This is a genomic window from Streptomyces sp. NH27 (assembly GCF_056859195.1).
Genome location: NZ_JACEGK010000077.1, coordinates 1 through 19736, shown reverse-complemented (window position 1 = coordinate 19736; position 19736 = coordinate 1). Strand labels below are relative to the sequence as shown.

Here is a 19736-nt window from a genome sequence, read left to right as displayed (position 1 = left end):
GTGCTGCACCGCGACCGCGGCGCGTTCCTCGCCGGGATCGACCCGTCCGCCACCCGCTTCCGCGCCGAGCAGGGCAAGGTGTTCACCGACCTCGCGGAGGTGCCGCTCGCCGCGTGGTCGTACCAACTCGTCCGCACCGGTGCGTTCGCGCTGCCACCGACCGCGGACGGCACCAGCCGCACCGCGGCCGAGGTGCGGCTGAGCTACCGGCTGCGCGGGTACGACAGCCGCCCGGTGGTCTCCACCGCCTATCTGACCCTCGCCCGGCACGGCACCCGCTGGTATCTGGCCGGCGACGACGACGGTGACGCGAGCGGCCACCGCACCGCCGTACAGATCTGGGACCAGGGTCCGGTGCGGGTGGTGCGCGGCACGCACAGCCTGGTGCTCGGGCTCGGCGGCGCGAAGAGGCTGCGCGGCTACGCCGCCGACGCGGACAAGGCCGTGCCCGAGGTGCAGCACGCGTTCGGCTCCGGCTGGCCCGGCAGCGTGGTGATCGAGGCGCCGTCCACCCTCGACCAGATGGCGGCGCTGCTCTCGGCGAAGGCGGCCGACTACCGGGACATCGCCGCCGTCACCACCGGCGAGGGCGGCGGCAACGAGGCGGCGCCCGCGGACCGGGTGATCCTCAACCCGGCGGCGTTCGGCGAACTGTCCGCGTTCGGACGGCAGGTGGTGCTCACCCACGAGACCACGCACGTCGCCACCCGGCTCTCCACCACCGCGTACACCCCGCTGTGGCTGTCCGAGGGCGTCGCCGACTGGGTGGCCTACCGCGACTCCGGACGCACCGCCCGCGAGATCGCGCCCGAGCTGGCCGCCGACGTCGAGGCCGGCCGTACCCCCACCGCGCTCCCCACCGACGCCGACTTCCGCTCCACCGCCAACGGCCTCGCCCAGGCGTACGAGGGCGGGTGGCTGGCCTGCCGGATGATCGCCGACCAGTGGTCGCCGGACACGCTGACCGCGTTCTACCGCGCGGTGGCGAAGGGCGGCACGCTGGACGCCCACCTGCGCGCCTCGCTCGGCATCGGGCTCGCGGACTTCACCGCGAAGTGGCGGGCCTACGTGGAACAGGAGTTGGGTTGAGCGCGCAGGACACGAACGGCGAGGACGGCCGCGGTGGCGCGGACGGCCGCAGTGGCGCGGGGGACCGTAGCGACGCGCAGAGCCGTGCATTCGTGGGCGGGGGGCCCGACTTCACCGCCGAGCAGGTCGCCCGGGGGCGGGCGCTGCGGCGGCAACTGCTGCCGTTGTCGTCGGCCTCCTCCGCGGTCTCGCTCGCGCTGCTGCTCGCGCTCGGGCTGACCGTCGGCGGGGCGCGGCTGGTCGGCGGGTTCGGGACCGGGTGGGCGGTGCGCGTGGTGGGCGCCGCGGTCACGCTCGTGCTGCTGGGGGAGGTGGCCGGGTTGCCGTTCGCCGCGCGGGGACGGGTCGTCAGGGCCCGCTACGGCCTGGTCACGCAGGGCTGGGGCGGCTGGGTGGTGGACCGGCTGCGCGGGCTGCTGGTGTCCTTGCCGCTGGCGTTCGGCGCGCTCTTCGCGGTCTACGCGCTTGCCGGGGTGACCCGCTGGTGGTGGGCGTGGGCGGCGCTGGGCGCGGCCGTGCTGACCGTCCTGCTCTCCTTCCTCGCCCCGCTCGTCCTCGAACCGCTCTTCAACCGCTTCACGCCCATGACGCCGGGACCGCTGCGCTCCGACCTGCTGGCGCTGGCCGCCCGTGACGGCGTCGCCGTACGGGACGTGCTCGTCGCCGACGCCTCCCGCCGTACGACCGCGCTCAACGCGTACGTGTCCGGGTTCGGCGGCACCCGGCGGATCGTCGTCCACGACACCCTCCTCAGCACCGCCGACCCGCGCGAGGTCGAACTCGTCGTCGCCCACGAACTCGGCCACGTCGTCCACCGCGACGTGGTGCGCGGCACCGTGCTCGGCGCGGTCGGCGCCGCCGCCGGGGTGTGCGTCCTGGCCGCCGTCGTCACCTGGCACCCGCTGCTGCACGCCGCCGGGGTACGGCACTTCGCCGACCCCCGCTCGGGCTGGCTGCTCGCCGCCGTGGCCGCGGTCGGCGGCACCCTGGCCGGTCCGCTCACCGCCGTCCTCAGCCGGCGTATCGAGCGCCGCGCCGACCGGCACGCCCTGGACACCACCGGCGACCCCGCCACCTTCATCGCCATGCAGCGCCGCCTCACCGTGGCGAACGTCGCCGACCCGGCCCCGCCCCGCCTCGCCCACGCCCTCCTCGGCAGCCACCCCACCGCCGCCGAACGCATCGCCGCCGCCCGCCGATGGGCCGCCGGACGCTGACCGCGCACCGCCGCTCAGGTTCCCTCGCCGGGTGGTGCGGCCCGCCGGGCGGGGCGAGGCGGTACTGTCGGCGGCGATGGACAAGACCCTCATCGTCACCAACGACTTCCCGCCGCGGCCCGGCGGCATCCAGGCGTTCGTGCACGGCATGGCGCTGCGGATGGACCCCGAGCAGGTCGTGGTGTACGCCTCGACCTGGCGGGACGGGCGCGAAGTCGCGCGGTTCGACGCCGAGCAGCCGTTCACGGTGGTGCGGGACCGGACGAAGATGATGGTGCCGACGCCCCGGGTCACCCGGCGCGCGGCGGAACTGCTGCGGGAACACGGCTGCTCGTCGGTGTGGTTCGGGGCGGCCGCGCCGCTCGGCCTGATGGCGCCCGCGCTGCGCAAGGCGGGCGCCCGGCGGCTGGTCGGCACCACGCACGGCCACGAAGCGGCGTGGGCGCAACTCCCGGCCAGCCGCCGACTGCTGCGCAGAATCGGCGAGGGCACGGACGTACTGACCTACCTGGGGGAGTACACCCGGTCGCGGATCGCGGCCGCGCTCACTCCCGAGGCGGCCGCGCGGATGGTGCGGCTGCCGCCCGGCGTCGACGAGAAGGTCTTCCACCCCGGCCCGGCCGGCGCGGTGCTGCGGGCGCGGCTCGGGCTCGCCGACCGGCCGGTCGTCGTCTGCGTGTCGCGGCTGGTGCCGCGCAAGGGGCAGGACACCCTCATCCTCGCCATGCCGCGCATCCTCCGCGAAGTTCCCGACGCGGTGCTCCTCATCGTCGGCGGCGGGCCGTACCGCGGCGAGTTGGAGAAGCTGGCCGCCCGCACCGGGGTCACCTCGGCGGTCCGGTTCACCGGCAGCGTGCCCTGGTCGGAACTGCCCGCGCACTACGGCGCGGGGGACATCTTCGCGATGCCCTGCAGGACCCGGCGGGGCGGGCTCGACGTCGAAGGGCTCGGCATCGTCTACCTCGAGGCGTCCGCGACCGGGTTGCCCGTCGTCGCCGGCGACTCCGGGGGCGCCCCCGACGCCGTGCTCGACGGCGAGACCGGATACGTCGTCCGCGGGGGCTCGCCCGAACAGGCCGCCTCCCGCATCCTCACGCTTCTTCGTGACCCGGAGTTGCGGCGCTCCCTCGGGGAGCGCGGGCGGGCGTGGGTCCACGAAGCGTGGAGCTGGGACCTCCTGGCGGACCGCCTGAAGAGCCTTCTTTAGGCCGTCGCCGGACCTTCCCCCCTCGGGGGTTGTACGGGCCTGCGCCGCGATGCTTGCGGTCCGCTCCCGGCCACCTGCAGTGGCCTGCTGGCCGCGCAGTTCCCCGCGCCCCTTCGGGGCGCCCCAAGGGGGCGCGTGGGGGTACCACCCAGGCGAAGCTCTGGCGGAGAACTGCGCGCTCAGCCACCCACCGGCAGGTGGTCCCTGAACCGACAGAACCGACCAGCCCGGGGGGTCAGGGCCCCCGCCCTACGCGCAGTAGATCGCTTCGATGTCGGCCGCGAAGTCCTTGGCCACCACGTTCCGCTTGAGCTTGAGGGACGGCGTGAGGTGGCCCGACTCCTCGGTGAACTGGCCCGGGAGAATGCGGAACTTGCGGACGGACTCCGCCTTGGAGACCGCCGCGTTGCCCTCGTCGACGGCGTGCTGGACGGCGGCGAGGAGGTCCGGGTCGGACGACAGCTCCGCCGGGGTGCGGCCGGCCTTCTGGTGCTGCTCGGCCCAGCGCGGCAGGAACTCCTCGTCGAGGGTGATGAGCGCGCCGACGAAGGGCCGCTTGTCGCCGACGACCATGCACTCGGCGATGAGCGCGTCCGCGCGGATGCGGTCCTCGATCACCGCGGGCGCGACGTTCTTGCCGCCGGCGGTGACGATGATCTCCTTCTTGCGGCCGGTGATGGTGAGGTAGCCGTCGCTGTCGAGGGTGCCGAGGTCCCCGGTGTGGAACCAGCCGTCGCGGACCGCCTCGGCGGTGGCCGCGTCGTTGTGCCAGTAGCCGGTGAACAGGTGCTCGCCGTAGAGCAGCACCTCGCCGTCGTCGGCGATCCGCACCGTGGAGCCGGGCAGCGGCTGGCCGACCGTACCGATCTTCGTACGGTCCCACGGGTTGAACGCGGTGGCCGCGCAGGACTCGGTGAGGCCGTAGCCCTCCAGGACGGTGAAGCCGAGGCCGCGGTAGAAGTGGCCGAGCCGCTCGCCCAGCGGGGCGCCGCCGGAGATCGCGTGGGTGGCGCGCCCGCCGAGCACCGCGCGGAGCTTGGCGTAGACGAGCCGGTCGAAGACGCGGTGGGTCAGCCGCAGTTTGAGCGAGGGGCCGCCGGGGGTGTCCAGCGCCCTGCTGTACTCGACCGCGATGTCCGCGGCCTTGTCGAAGATCCGGCCCTTGCCGCCGGCCTGCGCGGTGGCGCGGGCGGTGTTGTAGACCTTCTCGAAGACCCGCGGCACCCCGAGGATCAGGGTCGGCCGGAAGCCCTGGAGGTCCTCGGTGAGGTTCTTGACGTCGGGTACGTGCCCGAGCCGGATCGGCGCCATCACGCTGCCCACCTCGACCAGCCGCCCGAGCACGTGCGCGAGCGGCAGGAAGAGCAGCACCGAGGAGTGCCCGGTGCGGAAGAGCGGGCCCAGCCGCTCCACCACGTTGCCGCACTCGGCGAAGAAGCTGCGGTGGCTGAGCACGCAGCCCTTGGGGCGGCCGGTGGTGCCGGAGGTGTAGACGATCGTGGCCGGGGCGTCCGCGCCCGCGGCCGTGGAGCGCTCGTCGACGACCGCCTCGGAGACGTCGCTGCCCGCCTCCACCAGCGCCCGCACCCCGCCGCCGTCGATCCGCCACACGTGCTTGAGGTGCGGCAGGTGCTCCCGTACGGACTCCACCGTCGCCTCGTGCGGCTGCGACTCCACCACCACCGCGACCGCGCCGGAGTCGGCGAGAATCCATTCCACTTGCGACGCGGAGGACGTCTCGTAGACGGGCACGGTCACCGCGCCCGCGGTCCAGATCGCGAAGTCCAGCAGCGTCCACTCGTAGCGGGTCCGGGACATCACCGCGACGCGGTCGCCGGGCTCCACCCCGGAGGCGATCAGGCCCTTGGCCACCTCGCGCACCTCGGTGAGGAAGCGGGCCGCCGTGATGTCCTGCCAGTGCCCGGCGGAGTCCTTGCGGCCGATGACCGGCGTGTCCGGATGCTGTGCGGCGTTGCGGCGGATCAGGTCCGTCAGGTTGCCGTCCGCGGGAAATTCGTACAGGGCCGGAAGGCTGAACTCACGCAAGGCTGCTACTCCTCATCGGTGCCGCGTTGCACCCGGAGGGAAGATATGGACTGCGAGGACGCTACCCATCGGTAGGGCGTCGGGAGAGGGGGCGCAGGGCAGATGTTCTCAGGGTCACACACCCGAGCATAGGGTGACGGCATGCGGGTCCACGTGGTCAGTGACGTACACGGCGCGGTCGAGGCGCTGGCGAGGGCGGGGGACGGTGCCGACGCGCTGGTCTGCCTCGGCGACCTGGTGCTCTTCCTCGACTACGCCGACCACTCCCGGGGGATCTTCCCCGACCTGTTCGGCGCGGCCAACGCCGACCGGATGGTGGCCCTGCGCACCGCCCGCCGCTTCGACGAGGCCCGCGCGCTCGACCGCGAGCTGTGGGCGGACCTGGATCGGCCCGCGCTGATCGAGCAGGCCGTCCGCAAGCAGTACGCGGAGCTCTTCGCCGCCTTCCCCACCCCGACCTACGCCACCTACGGCAACGTCGACGTGCCCCGGCGGTGGAAGGAGTACGTCCGGCCCGGCACCACCGTCCTCGACGGCGCCACCGCCGAGATCGGCGGCCGGGTCTTCGGCTTCGTCGGCGGCGGCCTGCCCACCCCGATGCGTACCCCGTACGAGATCGACGAGGAGGCGTACGCCGCGAAGGTCGCCGCCCTCGGCACCGTGGACGTGCTGTGCTCGCACATCCCGCCGGCCGTCCCGGAGCTCTGCTACGACACGTCCGCCCGGCGGTTCGAGCGCGGCAGCGAGGCGCTGCTCGAAGCGGTGCGGTCCGTGCAGCCGAAGTACGCGCTCTTCGGACACGTGCACCAGCCGCTGGTACGGCGCACCCGGATCGGCCGCACCGAATGCGTCAATGTCGGCCACTTCAACCACACCGGCGTCCCCTGGGCGCTCCAGTGGTGACCGGTCGCACGGCCCGGCGCGATAGCCTTCCCCACGTCGGGCTGGTCGAGCAGTACGAGCGCTATCAGCACTTTCACCAGATGCACCAGTAGTCCGGAGGGCCACGGCGATGGCGGAACACACGAGGTCGAGCATCACGATCGAGGCGGCGCCGGCCGCGGTCATGGGCGTCATCGCCGACTTCGACCGCTATCCGGAGTGGACCGGCGAGGTCAAGCAGGCGGAGGTGCTCGCCACCGACGACGCCGGGCGCGCCGCGCAGGTGCGGCTGGTGCTGGACGCGGGCGCGATCAAGGACGACCACACCCTGGCGTACGAGTGGATCGGCGCCGACGAGGTGCGGTGGTCGCTGGTGAAGTCCCAGATGCTGCGCACCCTCGACGGCTCCTACGCGCTCGTGCCGCTGGACGGCGGGGCCCGCACCGAGGTCACCTACCAGCTCACCGTCGATGTGAAGATCCCCATGCTCGGGATGATCAAGCGGAAGGCCGAGAAGGTGATCATCGACCGGGCGCTGGCCGGGCTGAAGCAGCGGGTCGAGTCCGGGGACGCGGACCGGCCCGCGAAGGGTGCGGCCGAGGGCGCGGAGGGTGCCGAGGACGCCGGCGCGGACACCGAGTCCGGCACGTCGCTTTGAGCGTGACCGCGGTACGCACCCTGCTGGTCACCGGCGCGGCCGGTGCCGGCCGCACCACCGTCGCCACGGCCGTCGCCACCGCGGCGGCCGGCGGCGGCCGGCGCACCCTGCTGCTCACCGCCGACCGGCTCGCTCCGGAGATCACGGCGCCGGGCCTCACGGTCGGCCGGGTCGATCCGGCCGCCGCCTTCCGCGAGGGCGCGCTCGACGCGCAGAGCCGGATAGGCGCGCTGCTCGCCCTGCTCGGCGCGGCGCCGCTGGACCCGGAGGAGCTGACCGAACTTCCCGGCGCCGACCCGCTCGCGCTGTTGCGGGCGCTGCGGCAGGCCCGGGTGCTGCCGGACCAGGACGACACGGGGGCGGAGGCCGCCGAACCGTCTCCGTGGGACCTGGTCGTCGTGGACCTGCCCGCCGTACGGGACGCGCTGCGGATGCTCGCTCTCCCGGAGCAACTGCGCCGCTACCTCTGGCGGTTGCTGCCCGCCGACCGGCAGGCCGCCCGCGCGCTGCGCCCGGTGCTCGCCCAGCTCGCGGGCGTTCCGATGCCCGCGGAGTGGGCGTACGACGCCGCGGCCCGCGCCGACCGTGAACTCGCCGCCGTGCAGGCGGTGATCGAGGACCCGGGCACCGCGGTGGCCGTCGTCCTCGACCCCGGGGCCCGGCCCCAGGAGGCGCTGCGCACCGCGCGGACCGGGCTGGCCCTCTACGGGCACCGGCTCGCCGCCGTCGTCGCCAACCGCCTGCTGCCGACCGGATCGGCCGACGCGTTCCTCGCGGGGCTGTCCGGGCAGCAGCAGAGCGAACTCAAGGCGGTGTCCGAGAGCTGTGCCGCCGACGGGGTGCCGCTGGTCGAGCTGACGCACCTGGGGCGGGAGCCGCGGACCCCCGCGGAGTTCGCGGAGCTCGGCGGGGTGCCGCTGTCCGGCGGTTCGGCGCGGGCCGCCGAGCCCTGGAGCGTCGATGACCTGCTCGGCACCGAAGGGCACTTCCTCTGGGTGCTGCCGCTGCCCGGGGCCGACCGTGAAGGGCTTGACCTGGTCCGGCGCGGGGACGAACTCGTCGTCGACGCCGGGGGGTTCCGCCGTATCCTCCCCCTTCCCTCCGCGCTCCGGCGCTGCACGGTCCAAGGCGCCGCCCTCCGCGACGGCGCCCTCCGCGTCCGCTTCGTCCCCGACCCCACGGTCTGGCCGAGCTGAACCCCCCCGGGTGGCCCGGTTCCGCCCGTCCCGGGACCTTGCGGCCGGTGGGTGGCTTGTCGCGCCGTTCCCCGCTCCCCTGGGAGTGCTCAGCCCTTCCGCGAAAGGACCCTCGCTCCTTCCGGAGCGCCCGGGTGCGCTTGCTTCCCAGGTGCTTTGTCGCGCTGGACAGCCGCCCGAGCCGCTGCTCCAGGGGTTCGCCGGACCTTCCCCCGGCAGTGGGCTGGTCGCGCAGTTCCCCGCGCCCCTTGGTTGTGGCTGTTCGCCGCGGGGAAAGTGCCCGCGTACCCCGTCGGCTCGCTCCGTAGGAGGCCGCACCAAACCCAGGGGCGCGGGGAACTGCGCGACCAGCAGGCCACCGGGGGAAGATCCGGCAAATCCGCGGCAGTGGGCAGGGCCGGCGGAGCCGCGCGCAGGAAGAGCCGCAGATACTCAGGGGCGCGGGGAACGGCGCGACAAGCCACCCACGCACCGCAAGGTCCCGGAACCGGCGGAAGGGGAAGCCCGGGGGGTTCAGGTACCGTCGGAGATACCTATCGTCCCGTTTGGAGCCGATCATGAGCGAAGCCAAGGACCGTCCCGACGCAGACGCGTGGGCGAAGGCCAGCGCGGAGGACATCGCGGGCGAGCACGCGCGGCGGAGGGCGCAGGCGGGCGAGGTGCCGGGCTCGGCGGCGGACGAACTGCGCAGGCTGGCCGAGGCCGTGGGGGATGTTGTCACGGAGCGGTTGGCCACTCTCCGCAACCCGGCGGTGCAGATGGCCGCGCAGGGCGTCATCTCCCAAGTGCGTTCCGTTGTCGAACCCATCAAGGAACGCAACCCGGACCTGTTCGATCACTTGAGCACGGCAGGAGCCGAACTCCTGGCGGCTTACCGCTCCGCAGTGGCCGGTGCGGAGGCGCGCTGGACCTCGGGTGGGAGCTCCGCGCGTTCAACGGCTGAACACATCGACCTCGACTGACCCCCTCTCCGGTACGGTTCTCTTAGCGGGGAACGACCGAAAACCGAGGGACACATGGGACTCACCATCGGCGTCGACATCGGCGGCACCAAAATCGCGGCCGGAGTGGTCGACGAGGAAGGCTCGATTCTCGAGACCGTCAAGGTGCCGACTCCGTCGACTCCCGAAGGCGTCATCGACGCGATCGTGGCGGCAGTACGCCAGGTCAGCACCGGTCACCAGATCGAGGCCGTCGGCATCGGCGCCGCCGGCTACGTCGACGACAAGCGCGCCACCGTGCTCTTCGCGCCCAACATCAACTGGCGGCATGAAGCGCTCAAGGACAAGGTCGAACAGCGCGTCGGCCTGCCCGTCGTGGTGGAGAACGACGCCAACGCGGCGGCGTGGGGCGAGTATCGCTTCGGTGCCGGACAGGGCCACTCCGATGTGATCTGTATCACGCTCGGTACGGGTCTCGGTGGCGGCATCATCATCGGCAACAAGCTGCGCCGCGGCCGGTTCGGTGTCGCCGCGGAGTTCGGCCACGTCCGCGTGGTGCCCGACGGCCTGCTGTGCGGCTGCGGCAGCCAGGGTTGCTGGGAGCAGTACGCGTCCGGCCGCGCCCTGGTGCGATACGCGAAGCAACGGGCCAACGCCACCCCGGAGAACGCGAAGGTGCTGCTCGCCCTCGGCGACGGCACCCCGGAGAGCATCGAGGGCCGGCACATCAGCGCCGCCGCCCGGCAGGGCGACCCGGTCGCGATCGACTCCTTCCGGGAGTTGGCCCGCTGGGCCGGCGCCGGCCTCGCCGACCTCGCCTCGCTCTTCGACCCGTCCGCGTTCATCGTCGGCGGTGGCGTCTCGGACGAGGGCGAACTCGTCCTCGACCCGATCCGCAAGTCGTTCCGGCGCTGGCTGATCGGCGGCGAGTGGCGGCCGCACGCCCAGGTGCTCGCCGCCCAACTCGGCGGCAAGGCAGGGCTGGTCGGGGCGGCGGACCTGGCCCGCCAGGGCTGACCGTTCGGGTCCGGCCCGGCCCCGAACGGACCGACTGGACCCGGCCTGCTGCACCGGTCCCGATCCCACCGACCGATCCCACCGACCGGTTGCACCCGGCCGGTCCCATCCGACCGGCTCGACCCACCGGTTCGATCCGACCCGAACGACATGACGAAGGCGCAGCGCGAGTGGAAGATCTGCCGAGTTCCGCCACGGAGCCAGGGGGCTCGGCGGTCATCCGCGTACTGAGTTACAACGTCCGCTCGCTGCGGGACGACACGGCGGCGCTGGCCCGGGTGATCCGTGCCTGCGCCCCCGACCTCGTGCTGGTCCAGGAGGCCCCGCGGTTCTTCCGGTGGCGCAAGGCCGCGGCCCGCCTCGCCGGGTCGACCGGGCTCGTCTACGTGACCGGCGGTGCCCCCGCCGCCGGGCCGATGATCCTCGCGACCCTGCGGGCGCGGGTGATCCGCACCGAGGACATCCTGCTGCCGCGCACCCCCGGGCTCCACCAGCGCGGCTTCGCCACCGCTGTGCTGGGGTTCGGCGGCGCCCGGTTGTCCGTGCTCAGCGCCCACCTCAGCCTGCGCGCCGACGAGCGCGCCGAGCAGGCCGATCTCCTGCTGCGCCACCTCGACGCCCTCGGCGAGGAACACCGGGTGGCCGGCGGAGACCTCAACGACCCGCCCGGCGGGCGCGCCTTCGGCCGGCTGGCCGGCACCCTCCAGGACGCCTGGGCCACCGAGCCGTGGGGCGGTGAGCCGACCAGTCCCGCGCTCGACCCCCGGCAGCGGATCGACGCGATCTTCGCCTCCCCGGGCATCCAAGTCCTCGGCGCCGGCGTCCCGTTGAACCTTCCGGGCGTCAAGCGCACCGACCTCGCCTCGGCCACCGACCACCTTCCGGTGCTGGCGGCCCTGCGCATCCCGGCGTAGCCCCCCCGGCGCGTCCCGGCGTAGCCCCCGGCCGTCAGACGACGGCGCCGCCGTCCGGGCGCTCGTCGTCCTCGTCGCCCGTCCGCATCCGGGCGACGAGCGTGGCGAAACCGCCGACGAACCCTCCGACGCCGACCAGGATCACCCACCAGGAGAGCTCGAGTTGGAGGAGGACGTAGGCGAGCAGCAGCAGGGGCCCGCCGAGCACCGCGATCCAGGCGAACTTGGTGGTGACGTCGGCGTCGGGCAGCGGCGGCGGCTCCGGCGGAATGTAGTGCGCGTCCTCGTCGTCATCGTCGACCTCGTAGTCCCGCGGCCCGGCGATCACCGGGTGGATGACGATGCTGCGGGTCGGCGGCGGGGTGATCGCCGCAGGGTCCTCGGCGGGCGGCGTCTTCGGCTGGTCCGGCGTCACGTTCTCGGCCTCGGGCCAGGACTCGGCACCGGGTTCGGGCTCCTCGTCGTAGCCGGCGACCAGGGCCGCCCAGGCGGCGTCCTCGTCGAGCGGCGCCGCACCCTCATCCTCGCGATCGGCGTCAGCCACCGGCGGTGACCTCCTCGGTTGCCGTGGTCGCGGACAGCCGCTCGATGAACGCGTAGGACTCGGCGAAGATCCGCTCGGCGTCGTGATCGAGGGTGGCGACGTGGTAACTGCGCTCCAGGACCCGCTCGGTGACGTCGGTGGAGGAGATCTTGCCCAGCACCAGCGCGGAGTTGGACGGGTGCACCACGTGGTCCTCCCTGCTGTGCAGCAGCAGCACCGGCTGGGTGACCTGGGGCAGCGACGCGCGCACCACCGGCCAGAACCCGGTCAGGGAGTGCAGGGCGCGCAACGGCACCCGGGAGTAGCCCAGTTCGGCGGCGCCCTCGCGGGCGATGTCGCTGGCGATGCCCGGCGCGGACGGCAGGATGTGCCGCAGCACCGGTACGGCCTTGATCTGCAGGCCGTCGGCCTTCACCGACGGGTTGACCAGGACGATCCCGCTGATCGCGGCGCCGTGCTTCTCGGCCAGCCGCAGCGCGAGGGTGCCGCCCATGGACAGGCCGCACACGAACACCCGGGAACACGAGGCGAGCAACGCGCGCAGTTCGCGGTCCACCTCGGCGTACCAGTCGGGCCACCCGGTGACCTGCATGTCCCGCCAGCGGGTGCCGTGTCCGGGCAGCAGCGGCAGGGACACGGTCAGCCCGCGCTCGGCCAGGTACTCGGCCCACGGGCGCATCGACTGAGGGGTGCCGGTGAAACCATGGCAGATCAGGACACCGGTCTCGCCGCCTTCGTGGCGGTACGGTTCAGCTCCAGGCATGAGCGGCACCGTGCATCTCCTGTTCAACGACGCGTACGCGGGTACACGGGAGTCGGACGTTCAGCGTACGCGGCCCCGATCCCCAGGGGTAATGACCTGGTGCACGATAGGCGGTGGATCAGGGAGCGGCGTCATGGGGCTTCGGATGCAAGGCGCCGAAGTGTTCTCAGGGTGGTGTCCTGAAGGGCATTTCGGCAACGCCGCAGACGGAGTCGCAGGGCGTCGCGAGCCCGCCGCCTGTCGTGCACCAGGTAGTAAGCCCCACCGGGCCCCGCGCGGGTTAAGGTCGTCGCGACGGCAACAGGAGGCCCCGTTGTTCTACGGTGCGATGAAGATCGTTCTCGGCAAGCCGATCAAGGCTGTCTTCCGCCCGTGGGTGGAAGGGATGGAGAACATTCCGAAGGAGGGCCCGGCGATCCTCGCCAGCAACCACCTGTCCTTCTCGGACTCCTTCTTCCTGCCTTCCATGCTGGACCGCAAGGTCACGTTCATCGCGAAGGCGGAGTACTTCACCACACCCGGGGTCAAAGGGAAGTTGACGGCCGCGTTCTTCAAGGGCGTCGGGCAACTCCCGGTCGACCGCTCGGGCGCACGCGGGGCCGGGGAGGCCGCGATCAACAGCGGGATCGCGGTGCTGGAACGGGGCGAGCTGTTCGGGATCTATCCCGAGGGGACCCGGTCGCCCGACGGCCGGCTCTACCGCGGCAAGCCGGGCGGGCTCGCCCGGGTCGCCCTCGCCACCGGCGCGCCCGTCATTCCGGTGGCCATGATCGACACGGAGAAGGTCCAGCCGGTCGGTCAGGTCATGCCGAAGCTCTCCATCCGCCCGGGTATCCGGATCGGCCGGCCGCTCGACTTCTCCCGCTATCACGGGATGGAGCACGACCGGTTCATCCTCCGCTCCATCACCGACGAGGTGATGTACGAGATCATGAAGCTGTCCGGGCAGGAGTACGTGGACATCTACGCGACCGCGGCGAAACGGATGATCGCGGAGGCGGCGAAGGCGGAGCCCCCGGCCGACCCGGAAGCGTAACCCCTTCCCCCTGGGCATGTGCGGCCGCGGCCCACCGGACCGTGCACACTGGTCGGTCCCGGGGGAAAGGAATCCGTGGCCGTGAAGATGTCGGTGGAACTGCCGCTGTGGCGGGCGCTGCTCGCGTATCGGGTGCTGACGTGCGGGTACGCGGTGGCGCTGTACGTGCACGCGTACGGGGCGTTGCGGCACCCGATGCCGGGTGGCGTGTACATGGGCGTACTGACGCTATGGACGTTCGCGACGCTGGGCCGGGTGAAGAACGCGGAGCGGTGCACGCTCCCGTTCCTGGTGGTGGACCTGGCCGTGGCGGTCACCGGGGTGCTGCTGACCGCCGTGGTGGACGCGCCCGCGCGGATAGAGTCCGGCGCGTTCACGCTCCCGTCGATCTGGACCGCCGGATCAGTGCTGGCGTGGGCGGTGAAGGGCGGCTGGCGCTGGGCGGCGCTGGCCGCGTCGGCGGTCGCGGCCGCCGACCTCGTCGAGCGCGGCACCGCCAGCCCGGAGACCCTGCACAACCTGGTGCTGGTGTGGATCGCCGCGATCGCCATCGGCTACATCGTGGAGGTGGCCCGGGCGAGCGAGCGCACCCTGGCCCGGGCGCTCCAGATAGAGGCGGCCACCCGGGAGCGGGAGCGGCTGGCCCGCGACATCCACGACAACGTGCTCCAGGTGCTGGCGATGGTGCAGCGCCGGGGCGACCAGGCGGGCGGCGAGGCGGCGGAACTCGGCCGGCTGGCCGGCGAGCAGGAGGTGGCGCTGCGCTCGCTGATCTCGGGCACCCCGGCACCGGCGCCGACCGCCCCCGACGGCTCGCCCGCGCCGGACGGCCCCGCCGACCTGCGGCCGCTGCTGGCCCGGTACGCATCCGGCCGGGTCACGGTGTCGGCGCCGGGCACGCCGGTGCCGCTGGACCCGGGCGCCGCGGCCGAGTTGACCGCGGCGGTCGGCGCGGCGCTGGACAACGTACGCAACCACGCGGGCGAGCGGGCGCACGCGTGGATCCTGCTGGAGGACGAGCCGGACGCGGTGCTGGTGACCGTGCGGGACGACGGCCCGGGCATCGCGGAGGGACGGCTGGCCGCGGCGGCGGAGGAGGGGCGGCTGGGCGTGGCCCAGTCGATCCGGGGCCGGCTGCGGGACCTGGGCGGCAGCGCCGAGGTCCTCTCGGTGCCCGGCCAGGGCACCGAGGTGGAGTTGCGCCTGCCGAAGGCGGCAGCGGGCAAGGGGCTTCCGCAGCGTACGGACCCGCGCCGCGAGAGCGTGGACCCGCACCCGAACCCGCACCCGCGCCCCGCCGCCGTATCCGCGGCGCATCCGCGTCCGGGGACCGTATCCGCCGGACCGGTAGCCTCGGCCGTACGCACCGAGCCGGCCGGTGCCGACGCCGGCCGGACCGAAGGGGGACCCACGCCATGACCCTCGGCACCGCCGAGCACACCGGACCGGACCGGCCCGTGACGGTGATGGTCGTCGACGACCACCCGATGTGGCGGGACGCGGTTGCCCGCGACCTCGCCGAGGCCGGTTTCGAGGTGGTCGCCACCGCCGGCGACGGCCTTGAGGCGATCCGCCGGGCCCGCGCGGCCCGCCCCCAGGTGCTCGTGCTGGACCTGAACCTGCCCGGCGCGTCCGGGGTGCAGGTGTGCAAGGAGGCCATGGCGCACGACGCGGCGCTGCGGGTGCTGGTGTTGTCGGCCAGCGGCGAGCACACCGACGTACTCGAAGCCGTCAAGTCCGGTGCGACCGGCTACCTGTTGAAGTCCGCCGGGCGGGCCGAGCTGGTGGACGCGGTGCGCCGCACGTCGGCCGGCGACCCGGTCTTCACCCCGGGCCTGGCCGGGCTGGTGCTGGGGGAGTACCGCCGGCTCGCCACCGAGCCGCTGCCGGCGAAGTCCGACGAGCCGGCCGCGCCGCGACTGACCGAGCGGGAGACGGAGGTGCTGCGGCTGGTCGCGAAGGGCCTGAGCTACAAGCAGATCGCCCAGCGCCTGGTCATCTCGCACCGCACCGTGCAGAACCACGTGCAGAACACCCTCGGCAAGCTCCAACTGCACAACCGCGTGGAGCTGGTCCGCTACGCCATCGCGCGCGGACTCGACGACGAGGGCGACGACGGCGACGAGGGCCGCGAGGGCGGCGGACGCAACGCGGCGGACGGCCGCAGGGGCGGCGGCATGTGACCCGAGTCACGCTAGTGCCGCGACCGGCAAGGTTTGCCCGGTAGCGAGGTGCCCTGCTGCTCCCCCATGGCCTTCGGCGTGGGGGTGCCCCCAGGCCGCAAGGCGGCCGGAAGCCCTCGTAGTGGGCCTACTCGGGCTTTCGGCCAACGCTGGGGGCACCACCCGCCGAAGGTAGGGGGAGGACGCGCGTGCCAGGGCGGCGAGCGGGGCAGACCTTGCCCGGAGGGGCGTTGAGCCGCCGCTCCCACCCTTGCGGCCGCCCCTGGTTCCGGCCCTGGTCACCGCCCTGCTGCCGACGCCGCGCCCACCGGTTTCGCACGCTGCCCGACTCCTGCCCGACTCCTGGCCTACGGCGCTTGCCGTAGGCCATCCGCGCGCCCTACCATCCCTCCACCCGGCATGTCCGGCCGCTTTGGTTTTCCCCTTCTCGTCATGTCCCCACCTTTTTTGAGCAGCTGAGGAGCGCCCGGTATGACGGGTGTTGTGGGAGGGCACGCGGTGCCCGTACTCGCGGTCGCAGGCGGCACCGCTTCCGGCAAGTCCACCCTTGCGGAAGCGCTGGCGCGGCACCATCCCGAGACCGTCGGTCTCGTCCACCTCGACGACTTCTACGTCCCCGCGCACGATCCGCTGCGCGGCGTGCGGACGCTGAGCGCGACCGGGGCGGAGACGCTGGACTGGAACCATCCCGGTTCCATCGACGAGGACGCCGTCGCCGTCGCGATCGACGCGGCGGCCACCGGCGGGCGGCACCGGCTCGTCGTCGTGGAGGGGCTGTTCGCGCTGACCCTGTGCGCGGTCGCCGAGCGGGCCACCTGGCGGGTGTACGTGGACACGCCCGACGACATCCGACTGGCCCGGAAGATCCTGCGCAAGATCGAGGTCTTCGGGCAGGACCCGGGGGTGTCGCTGCGGAACTACCTGCTCAGCGGGCGGGAACGGCACGCGGAGTACGTGGCCCCCGCGCGCGACCGGGCCGACCTCGTACTGGACGGGACGATGTCGGAGGCGGGGCTGCTGAGCGCCGTCGCGCACCTGGTGGGCGACGCGCTCGGGTTCGAGGGGCTGCACGCACCGCACGCACAGCCCCTACCCGTGTGACCCGGTGGCTCAAGGACCCGGCCGCCGCCTCCGGTGGGTGCTCCGGCCGCCCCGCCCGGTCACCAGCTCTCGCGGAGGACGGCCAGGGCGAAGGCGAGGCGGAGGTCGAGCCAGTCGGCCTTGGGGACGTAGGGGCGCTGGCGGCCCTGGCCGGGGAGATAGGTCAGGACGTCCTCGTCGCCGGCCCGCCAGGTCACCGGCTTCGCCGGGGAGCGCCCGTTGTCACTGATGCCTTCGCGGTTGCCGTCACCGTCGAGCCCGATGGCGCTCAGCGCCAGGCCCGCCGCCACCACGGCCGCGGTGCCGACCGCCGCCGTCGTCACCCGGCCCGCCACCTCGCGGGTCGAGCCGGACGCCCAGTTGTGGCGGGCCACCACGTTCGGGTGGCCCGGCTGCTGGAACCACAGCGTGTGCTGGACCGAGCGCTTGGTCCGCGGGGTGCGGAACACCCGGCCGATCTCCGCGCCGCCCGGATCGACCACCCGGTGGCCGTCGATGTCCCCGCGGTCCGCGGTGTCCGTCCCCGTCCCGGCCAGCGGCAGCACCCGGCACACCGGCGCCCGGTCCTGGGCGCCGTACAGGTCGTACAACTCCTCGGAGGTGTTGGGCTGTTCGATGAACACGGCCGGCGCGAACCGGTCCTCCTCGGCGTTCGGTACCCGGATCGCCGGCGGCCCGAACGCCGGCCGCAGGATGCGGCTCGCGTCGCCCCGCACCCGTAGGCCGACACCGAAGCGGGTGACCTCCCGCCACGGCACCGGGTCCTCCTCCGGCGGCAACTGCGGCCGGTTGCGGCGGAATCCCATGATTGCACTCCCTCCCCCGAGCCGCCCGCCCCGTCGGCCGGGCGGCCCCCGAAAACCATGCCGACCACGCTATACCGGCGGCCGCACCGCCTGGGAGGTGGTGCCGATGTGGTCGAGCAGCCCGGTGGCGAGGGCGGCGCCGTCGAGGGAGAGCACGGACTCCGGGTGGAACTGGATGCCCGCGAAGCCCGGCCCGCGCAACGCGTGGATGTCGCCGCTGCCCGGGTCTCGGCTCAACTCGATGCCGTGCATGGCCAGTTCCTCGGCGGCGTCGGCGTCGCAGCGAGCCGTGAAGGTGTTGTAGAAGCCGACCGTCGTCCGGGTGCCGAAGTAGTCGATCACCTCCTGCGCGCCCTGCGCCGGATGGTCCTTGCGGACCAGGTCGAGGCCGAGTTCCGCCGCGATCAACTCGTGGCCGAGGCACACCCCGAGCAGCCCGTGCGCGTGGTCGCGCACCAGGTCCGCGGTGAGGGCGCGCAGGAACCGCATCTTGGCGTCGTCGGTGTCCGCCGGGTCGCCGGGGCCGGGACCCAGCACCACCGGCCCGATGTGGGCCAGTGCCGCCTCCCGCAGCCCGGGCTCGTCGTAGCGCCGTACGGCCACGGTGCGGCCGGAGGAGCGCAGCACGTGCGCGAGCATCGCGGTGAAGGTGTCCTCGGCGTCCACCACCAGCACCGGCCCACCGCCCGCCGCGCCGCCGCCTGCCGGGACCGCGGCCGGGCCGCCGGTCTGCATCCGCAGCCAGAACGGGGCGAGCCGGGAACGCCGTGCGTCCAGCGCGGCCCGCACCCGGATGTCGTCGGCGAGCCGGGGCGCGGCCGTGCCCGCACCGGATTCCGCCGGCGGTGCCGGCCGCCGCGCCCCCGCGGGCGGCGCGAGCACCCCGAGTGCGGCGAGCACCCCCGCGGCCTTCGCATGTGTCTCGGCGACCTCCGCGTACGGGTCGGAGTGCCGCACCAGGGTCGCGCCGACCGGCACCTTCAGCTCGCCGGCGGGGGAGATGTCGGCGGTGCGGATCAGGATCGGCGAGTCCAGCGTCTGGGCGCCGCCCGCGTCCCGCCCGACCAGCGCGAGCGCGCCCGCGTAGTAGCCGCGCCCGGCGCCGTCGCGGCCGCGCGGTTCGTACCGCTCGATCACCCGGCAGGCGTTCTGCACCGGCGAGCCGGTGACGGTCGCGGCGAACATCGTGTCCCGCAGCACCTCCCGCACGTCCTTGCTGGAGCGCCCGCGCAACTCGTACTCGGTGTGCGCCAGGTGCGCCATCTCCTTCAGCCGCGGCCCGATCACGACCCCGCCGAGGTCGCCGACCGTGCACATCATCTTCAGTTCCTCGTCCACCACCATGGTCAGCTCCTCCACCTCCTTCGGATCGTGCAGGAACTCCAGCAGCCCCTCCGCGGACGGCCCCTGCGCCGGGTAGCGGTAGGTGCCGCTGATCGGGTTCATCACCACGGTGCCGCCCGCCCGGCTCCCACCACCACCCTCGACCGAGAGTGCTTCGCGCTCGCCCCTTCCACTCCACATCCGCACATGCACCTCCGGGCTGGCGCCGACCAGCGTCCGCTCGGCGGTGTGCACCGTGTACGTCCAGTACGCGCCGCGCTCGCCGCGCAGCAGCCGGGCGAACAGCGTCAGTGCCGCCGCCGGGCCGAAGTCCGGCACGAAGCCGCGGAAGGTGCGCCGGATCACGAAGTTGGCGCCCTCGCCGCGGCCGATCTCGTCGTCGATCACCCGCCGCACGATCCGCGCGTACGCGTCGTCGTCGACGTCGAACGCGCCGTCCTCGACCCGCACCTCGCGCCCGGCCGGCAGCGCCTCCAGCGCGCCCAGCACCTCGGCGAGCGGGAGTTCGTACGCCTCCCGGGGGCGCAGCACGGCCAGCGGGGTGCCGTCGTCGTGGACGTCGAAGCCCCGCTCGCGGATCTGCCGGTACGGCACCAGGACCAGCGCGTCGGTGACGGGGGCGCCGGGTGCGCCCGAGGGCAGCGGGATACCGGCGAGCGTCTCGGCGTGCTCGATCGGGCCGAGCAGCACCTCCACCACGTCCCGCGGGCGGCCGGGGGTCTGGCGGTGCAGCAGGGCGAACGGCGGGCAGCCGGGGCTGAGCAGGCGCTCCACGAGCTGGACGGCGGTGGG

The 19736-nt window shown here is 73.6% G+C and carries 18 protein-coding genes; 13 read left to right on the top strand and 5 right to left on the bottom strand.

The genetic code is table 11. The features are described 5' to 3' along the window. The 3 genes from AC13HU_RS09390 to AC13HU_RS09380 form a co-directional block, all read left to right on the top strand. Positions 1 to 1089: hypothetical protein (locus AC13HU_RS09390; protein ID WP_483041318.1), on the top strand; the 1089-nt coding region annotated here is incomplete at its 5' end. Then, the gene (locus tag AC13HU_RS09385; protein WP_483041317.1) at positions 1086 to 2306 is read left to right on the top strand and encodes a M48 family metallopeptidase; all 1221 of its coding nucleotides are present in this window, start codon (positions 1086 to 1088) and stop codon (positions 2304 to 2306) included. The genes AC13HU_RS09390 and AC13HU_RS09385, both read left to right, overlap by 4 nt. 76 nt (positions 2307 to 2382) lie before the next feature. Continuing rightward, positions 2383 to 3513 (top strand): glycosyltransferase family 4 protein, encoded by a 1131-nt coding sequence (locus AC13HU_RS09380; protein ID WP_483041316.1) that lies wholly within the window; start codon positions 2383 to 2385, stop codon positions 3511 to 3513. Between the two features lie 249 nt (positions 3514 to 3762). Here the strand turns inward: AC13HU_RS09380 and AC13HU_RS09375 are convergent, their stop codons facing one another. After that, a complete protein-coding gene (locus AC13HU_RS09375) occupies positions 3763 to 5559 on the bottom strand; it encodes an AMP-dependent synthetase/ligase (protein ID WP_483041315.1) in 1797 nt (598 codons plus the stop codon). Between the two features lie 141 nt (positions 5560 to 5700). On the opposite strand from AC13HU_RS09375, the gene AC13HU_RS09370 reads away from it, so the two are divergent. The 6 genes from AC13HU_RS09370 to AC13HU_RS09345 all read left to right on the top strand — a co-directional run bounded on the left by AC13HU_RS09370 (position 5701) and on the right by AC13HU_RS09345 (position 11167). After that, positions 5701 to 6462: a metallophosphoesterase family protein gene (locus AC13HU_RS09370; RefSeq protein WP_483041314.1), complete on the top strand. Its 762-nt coding sequence runs from the start codon at positions 5701 to 5703 to the stop codon at positions 6460 to 6462. Positions 6463 to 6571: 109 nt separating this feature from the next. After that, a complete protein-coding gene (locus tag AC13HU_RS09365; protein WP_483041313.1) occupies positions 6572 to 7099 on the top strand; it encodes an SRPBCC family protein in 528 nt (175 codons plus the stop codon). A 2-nt stretch (positions 7100 to 7101) separates the two neighbouring features. Continuing rightward, positions 7102 to 8295: an ArsA family ATPase gene (locus AC13HU_RS09360; protein WP_483041312.1), complete on the top strand. Its 1194-nt coding sequence runs from the start codon at positions 7102 to 7104 to the stop codon at positions 8293 to 8295. A gap of 557 nt (positions 8296 to 8852) precedes the next feature. Further along, the gene (locus AC13HU_RS09355) at positions 8853 to 9257 is read left to right on the top strand and encodes a DUF5304 family protein (protein WP_483041311.1); all 405 of its coding nucleotides are present in this window, start codon (positions 8853 to 8855) and stop codon (positions 9255 to 9257) included. A gap of 54 nt (positions 9258 to 9311) precedes the next feature. Then, positions 9312 to 10253 carry an ROK family glucokinase gene (locus AC13HU_RS09350; RefSeq protein WP_483041310.1) on the top strand — a complete coding sequence of 314 codons (942 nt, stop codon included), beginning with the start codon at positions 9312 to 9314 and terminating at the stop codon, positions 10251 to 10253. A gap of 170 nt (positions 10254 to 10423) precedes the next feature. Continuing rightward, complete coding sequence (locus tag AC13HU_RS09345) at positions 10424 to 11167, top strand: endonuclease/exonuclease/phosphatase family protein (RefSeq protein ID WP_483041309.1); 744 nt, start codon at positions 10424 to 10426, stop codon at positions 11165 to 11167. A 34-nt stretch (positions 11168 to 11201) separates the two neighbouring features. Here AC13HU_RS09345 and AC13HU_RS09340 read toward each other — a convergent pair whose 3' ends face one another. After that, positions 11202 to 11711: a hypothetical protein gene (locus tag AC13HU_RS09340; RefSeq protein WP_483041308.1), complete on the bottom strand. Its 510-nt coding sequence runs from the start codon at positions 11709 to 11711 to the stop codon at positions 11202 to 11204. Then, positions 11704 to 12483 (bottom strand): alpha/beta hydrolase, encoded by a 780-nt coding sequence (locus AC13HU_RS09335; protein WP_483041307.1) that lies wholly within the window; start codon positions 12481 to 12483, stop codon positions 11704 to 11706. The genes AC13HU_RS09340 and AC13HU_RS09335 overlap by 8 nt, the downstream gene beginning before the upstream one ends. Positions 12484 to 12787: 304 nt before the next feature. Here AC13HU_RS09335 and AC13HU_RS09330 point away from each other — a divergent pair, with 304 nt between their 5' ends. From AC13HU_RS09330 to AC13HU_RS09315, 4 genes are all read left to right on the top strand, one after another. After that, positions 12788 to 13510 carry a lysophospholipid acyltransferase family protein gene (locus AC13HU_RS09330; RefSeq protein ID WP_483041306.1) on the top strand — a complete coding sequence of 241 codons (723 nt, stop codon included), beginning with the start codon at positions 12788 to 12790 and terminating at the stop codon, positions 13508 to 13510. 87 nt (positions 13511 to 13597) lie between these two features. Beyond that, on the top strand, positions 13598 to 14929 hold the full coding sequence (macS, locus tag AC13HU_RS09325; protein ID WP_483041319.1) for a MacS family sensor histidine kinase: 1332 nt from the start codon (positions 13598 to 13600) through the stop codon (positions 14927 to 14929). Beyond that, positions 14926 to 15693, top strand: coding sequence for a response regulator (locus tag AC13HU_RS09320; RefSeq protein WP_483041305.1), 768 nt, complete (start codon positions 14926 to 14928; stop codon positions 15691 to 15693). The genes macS and AC13HU_RS09320 overlap by 4 nt, the downstream gene beginning before the upstream one ends. Positions 15694 to 16164: 471 nt before the next feature. Then, a complete protein-coding gene (locus AC13HU_RS09315; RefSeq protein WP_483041304.1) occupies positions 16165 to 16794 on the top strand; it encodes a uridine kinase family protein in 630 nt (209 codons plus the stop codon). A gap of 59 nt (positions 16795 to 16853) precedes the next feature. On the opposite strand, the gene AC13HU_RS09310 is transcribed toward AC13HU_RS09315, so the two are convergent. Then, the gene (locus tag AC13HU_RS09310; RefSeq protein ID WP_483041303.1) at positions 16854 to 17600 is read right to left on the bottom strand and encodes a hypothetical protein; all 747 of its coding nucleotides are present in this window, start codon (positions 17598 to 17600) and stop codon (positions 16854 to 16856) included. Positions 17601 to 17669: 69 nt separating this feature from the next. Continuing rightward, positions 17670 to 19736 (bottom strand): anthranilate synthase family protein (locus AC13HU_RS09305; protein ID WP_483041302.1); only part of this gene is annotated, 2067 nt, incomplete at its 5' end.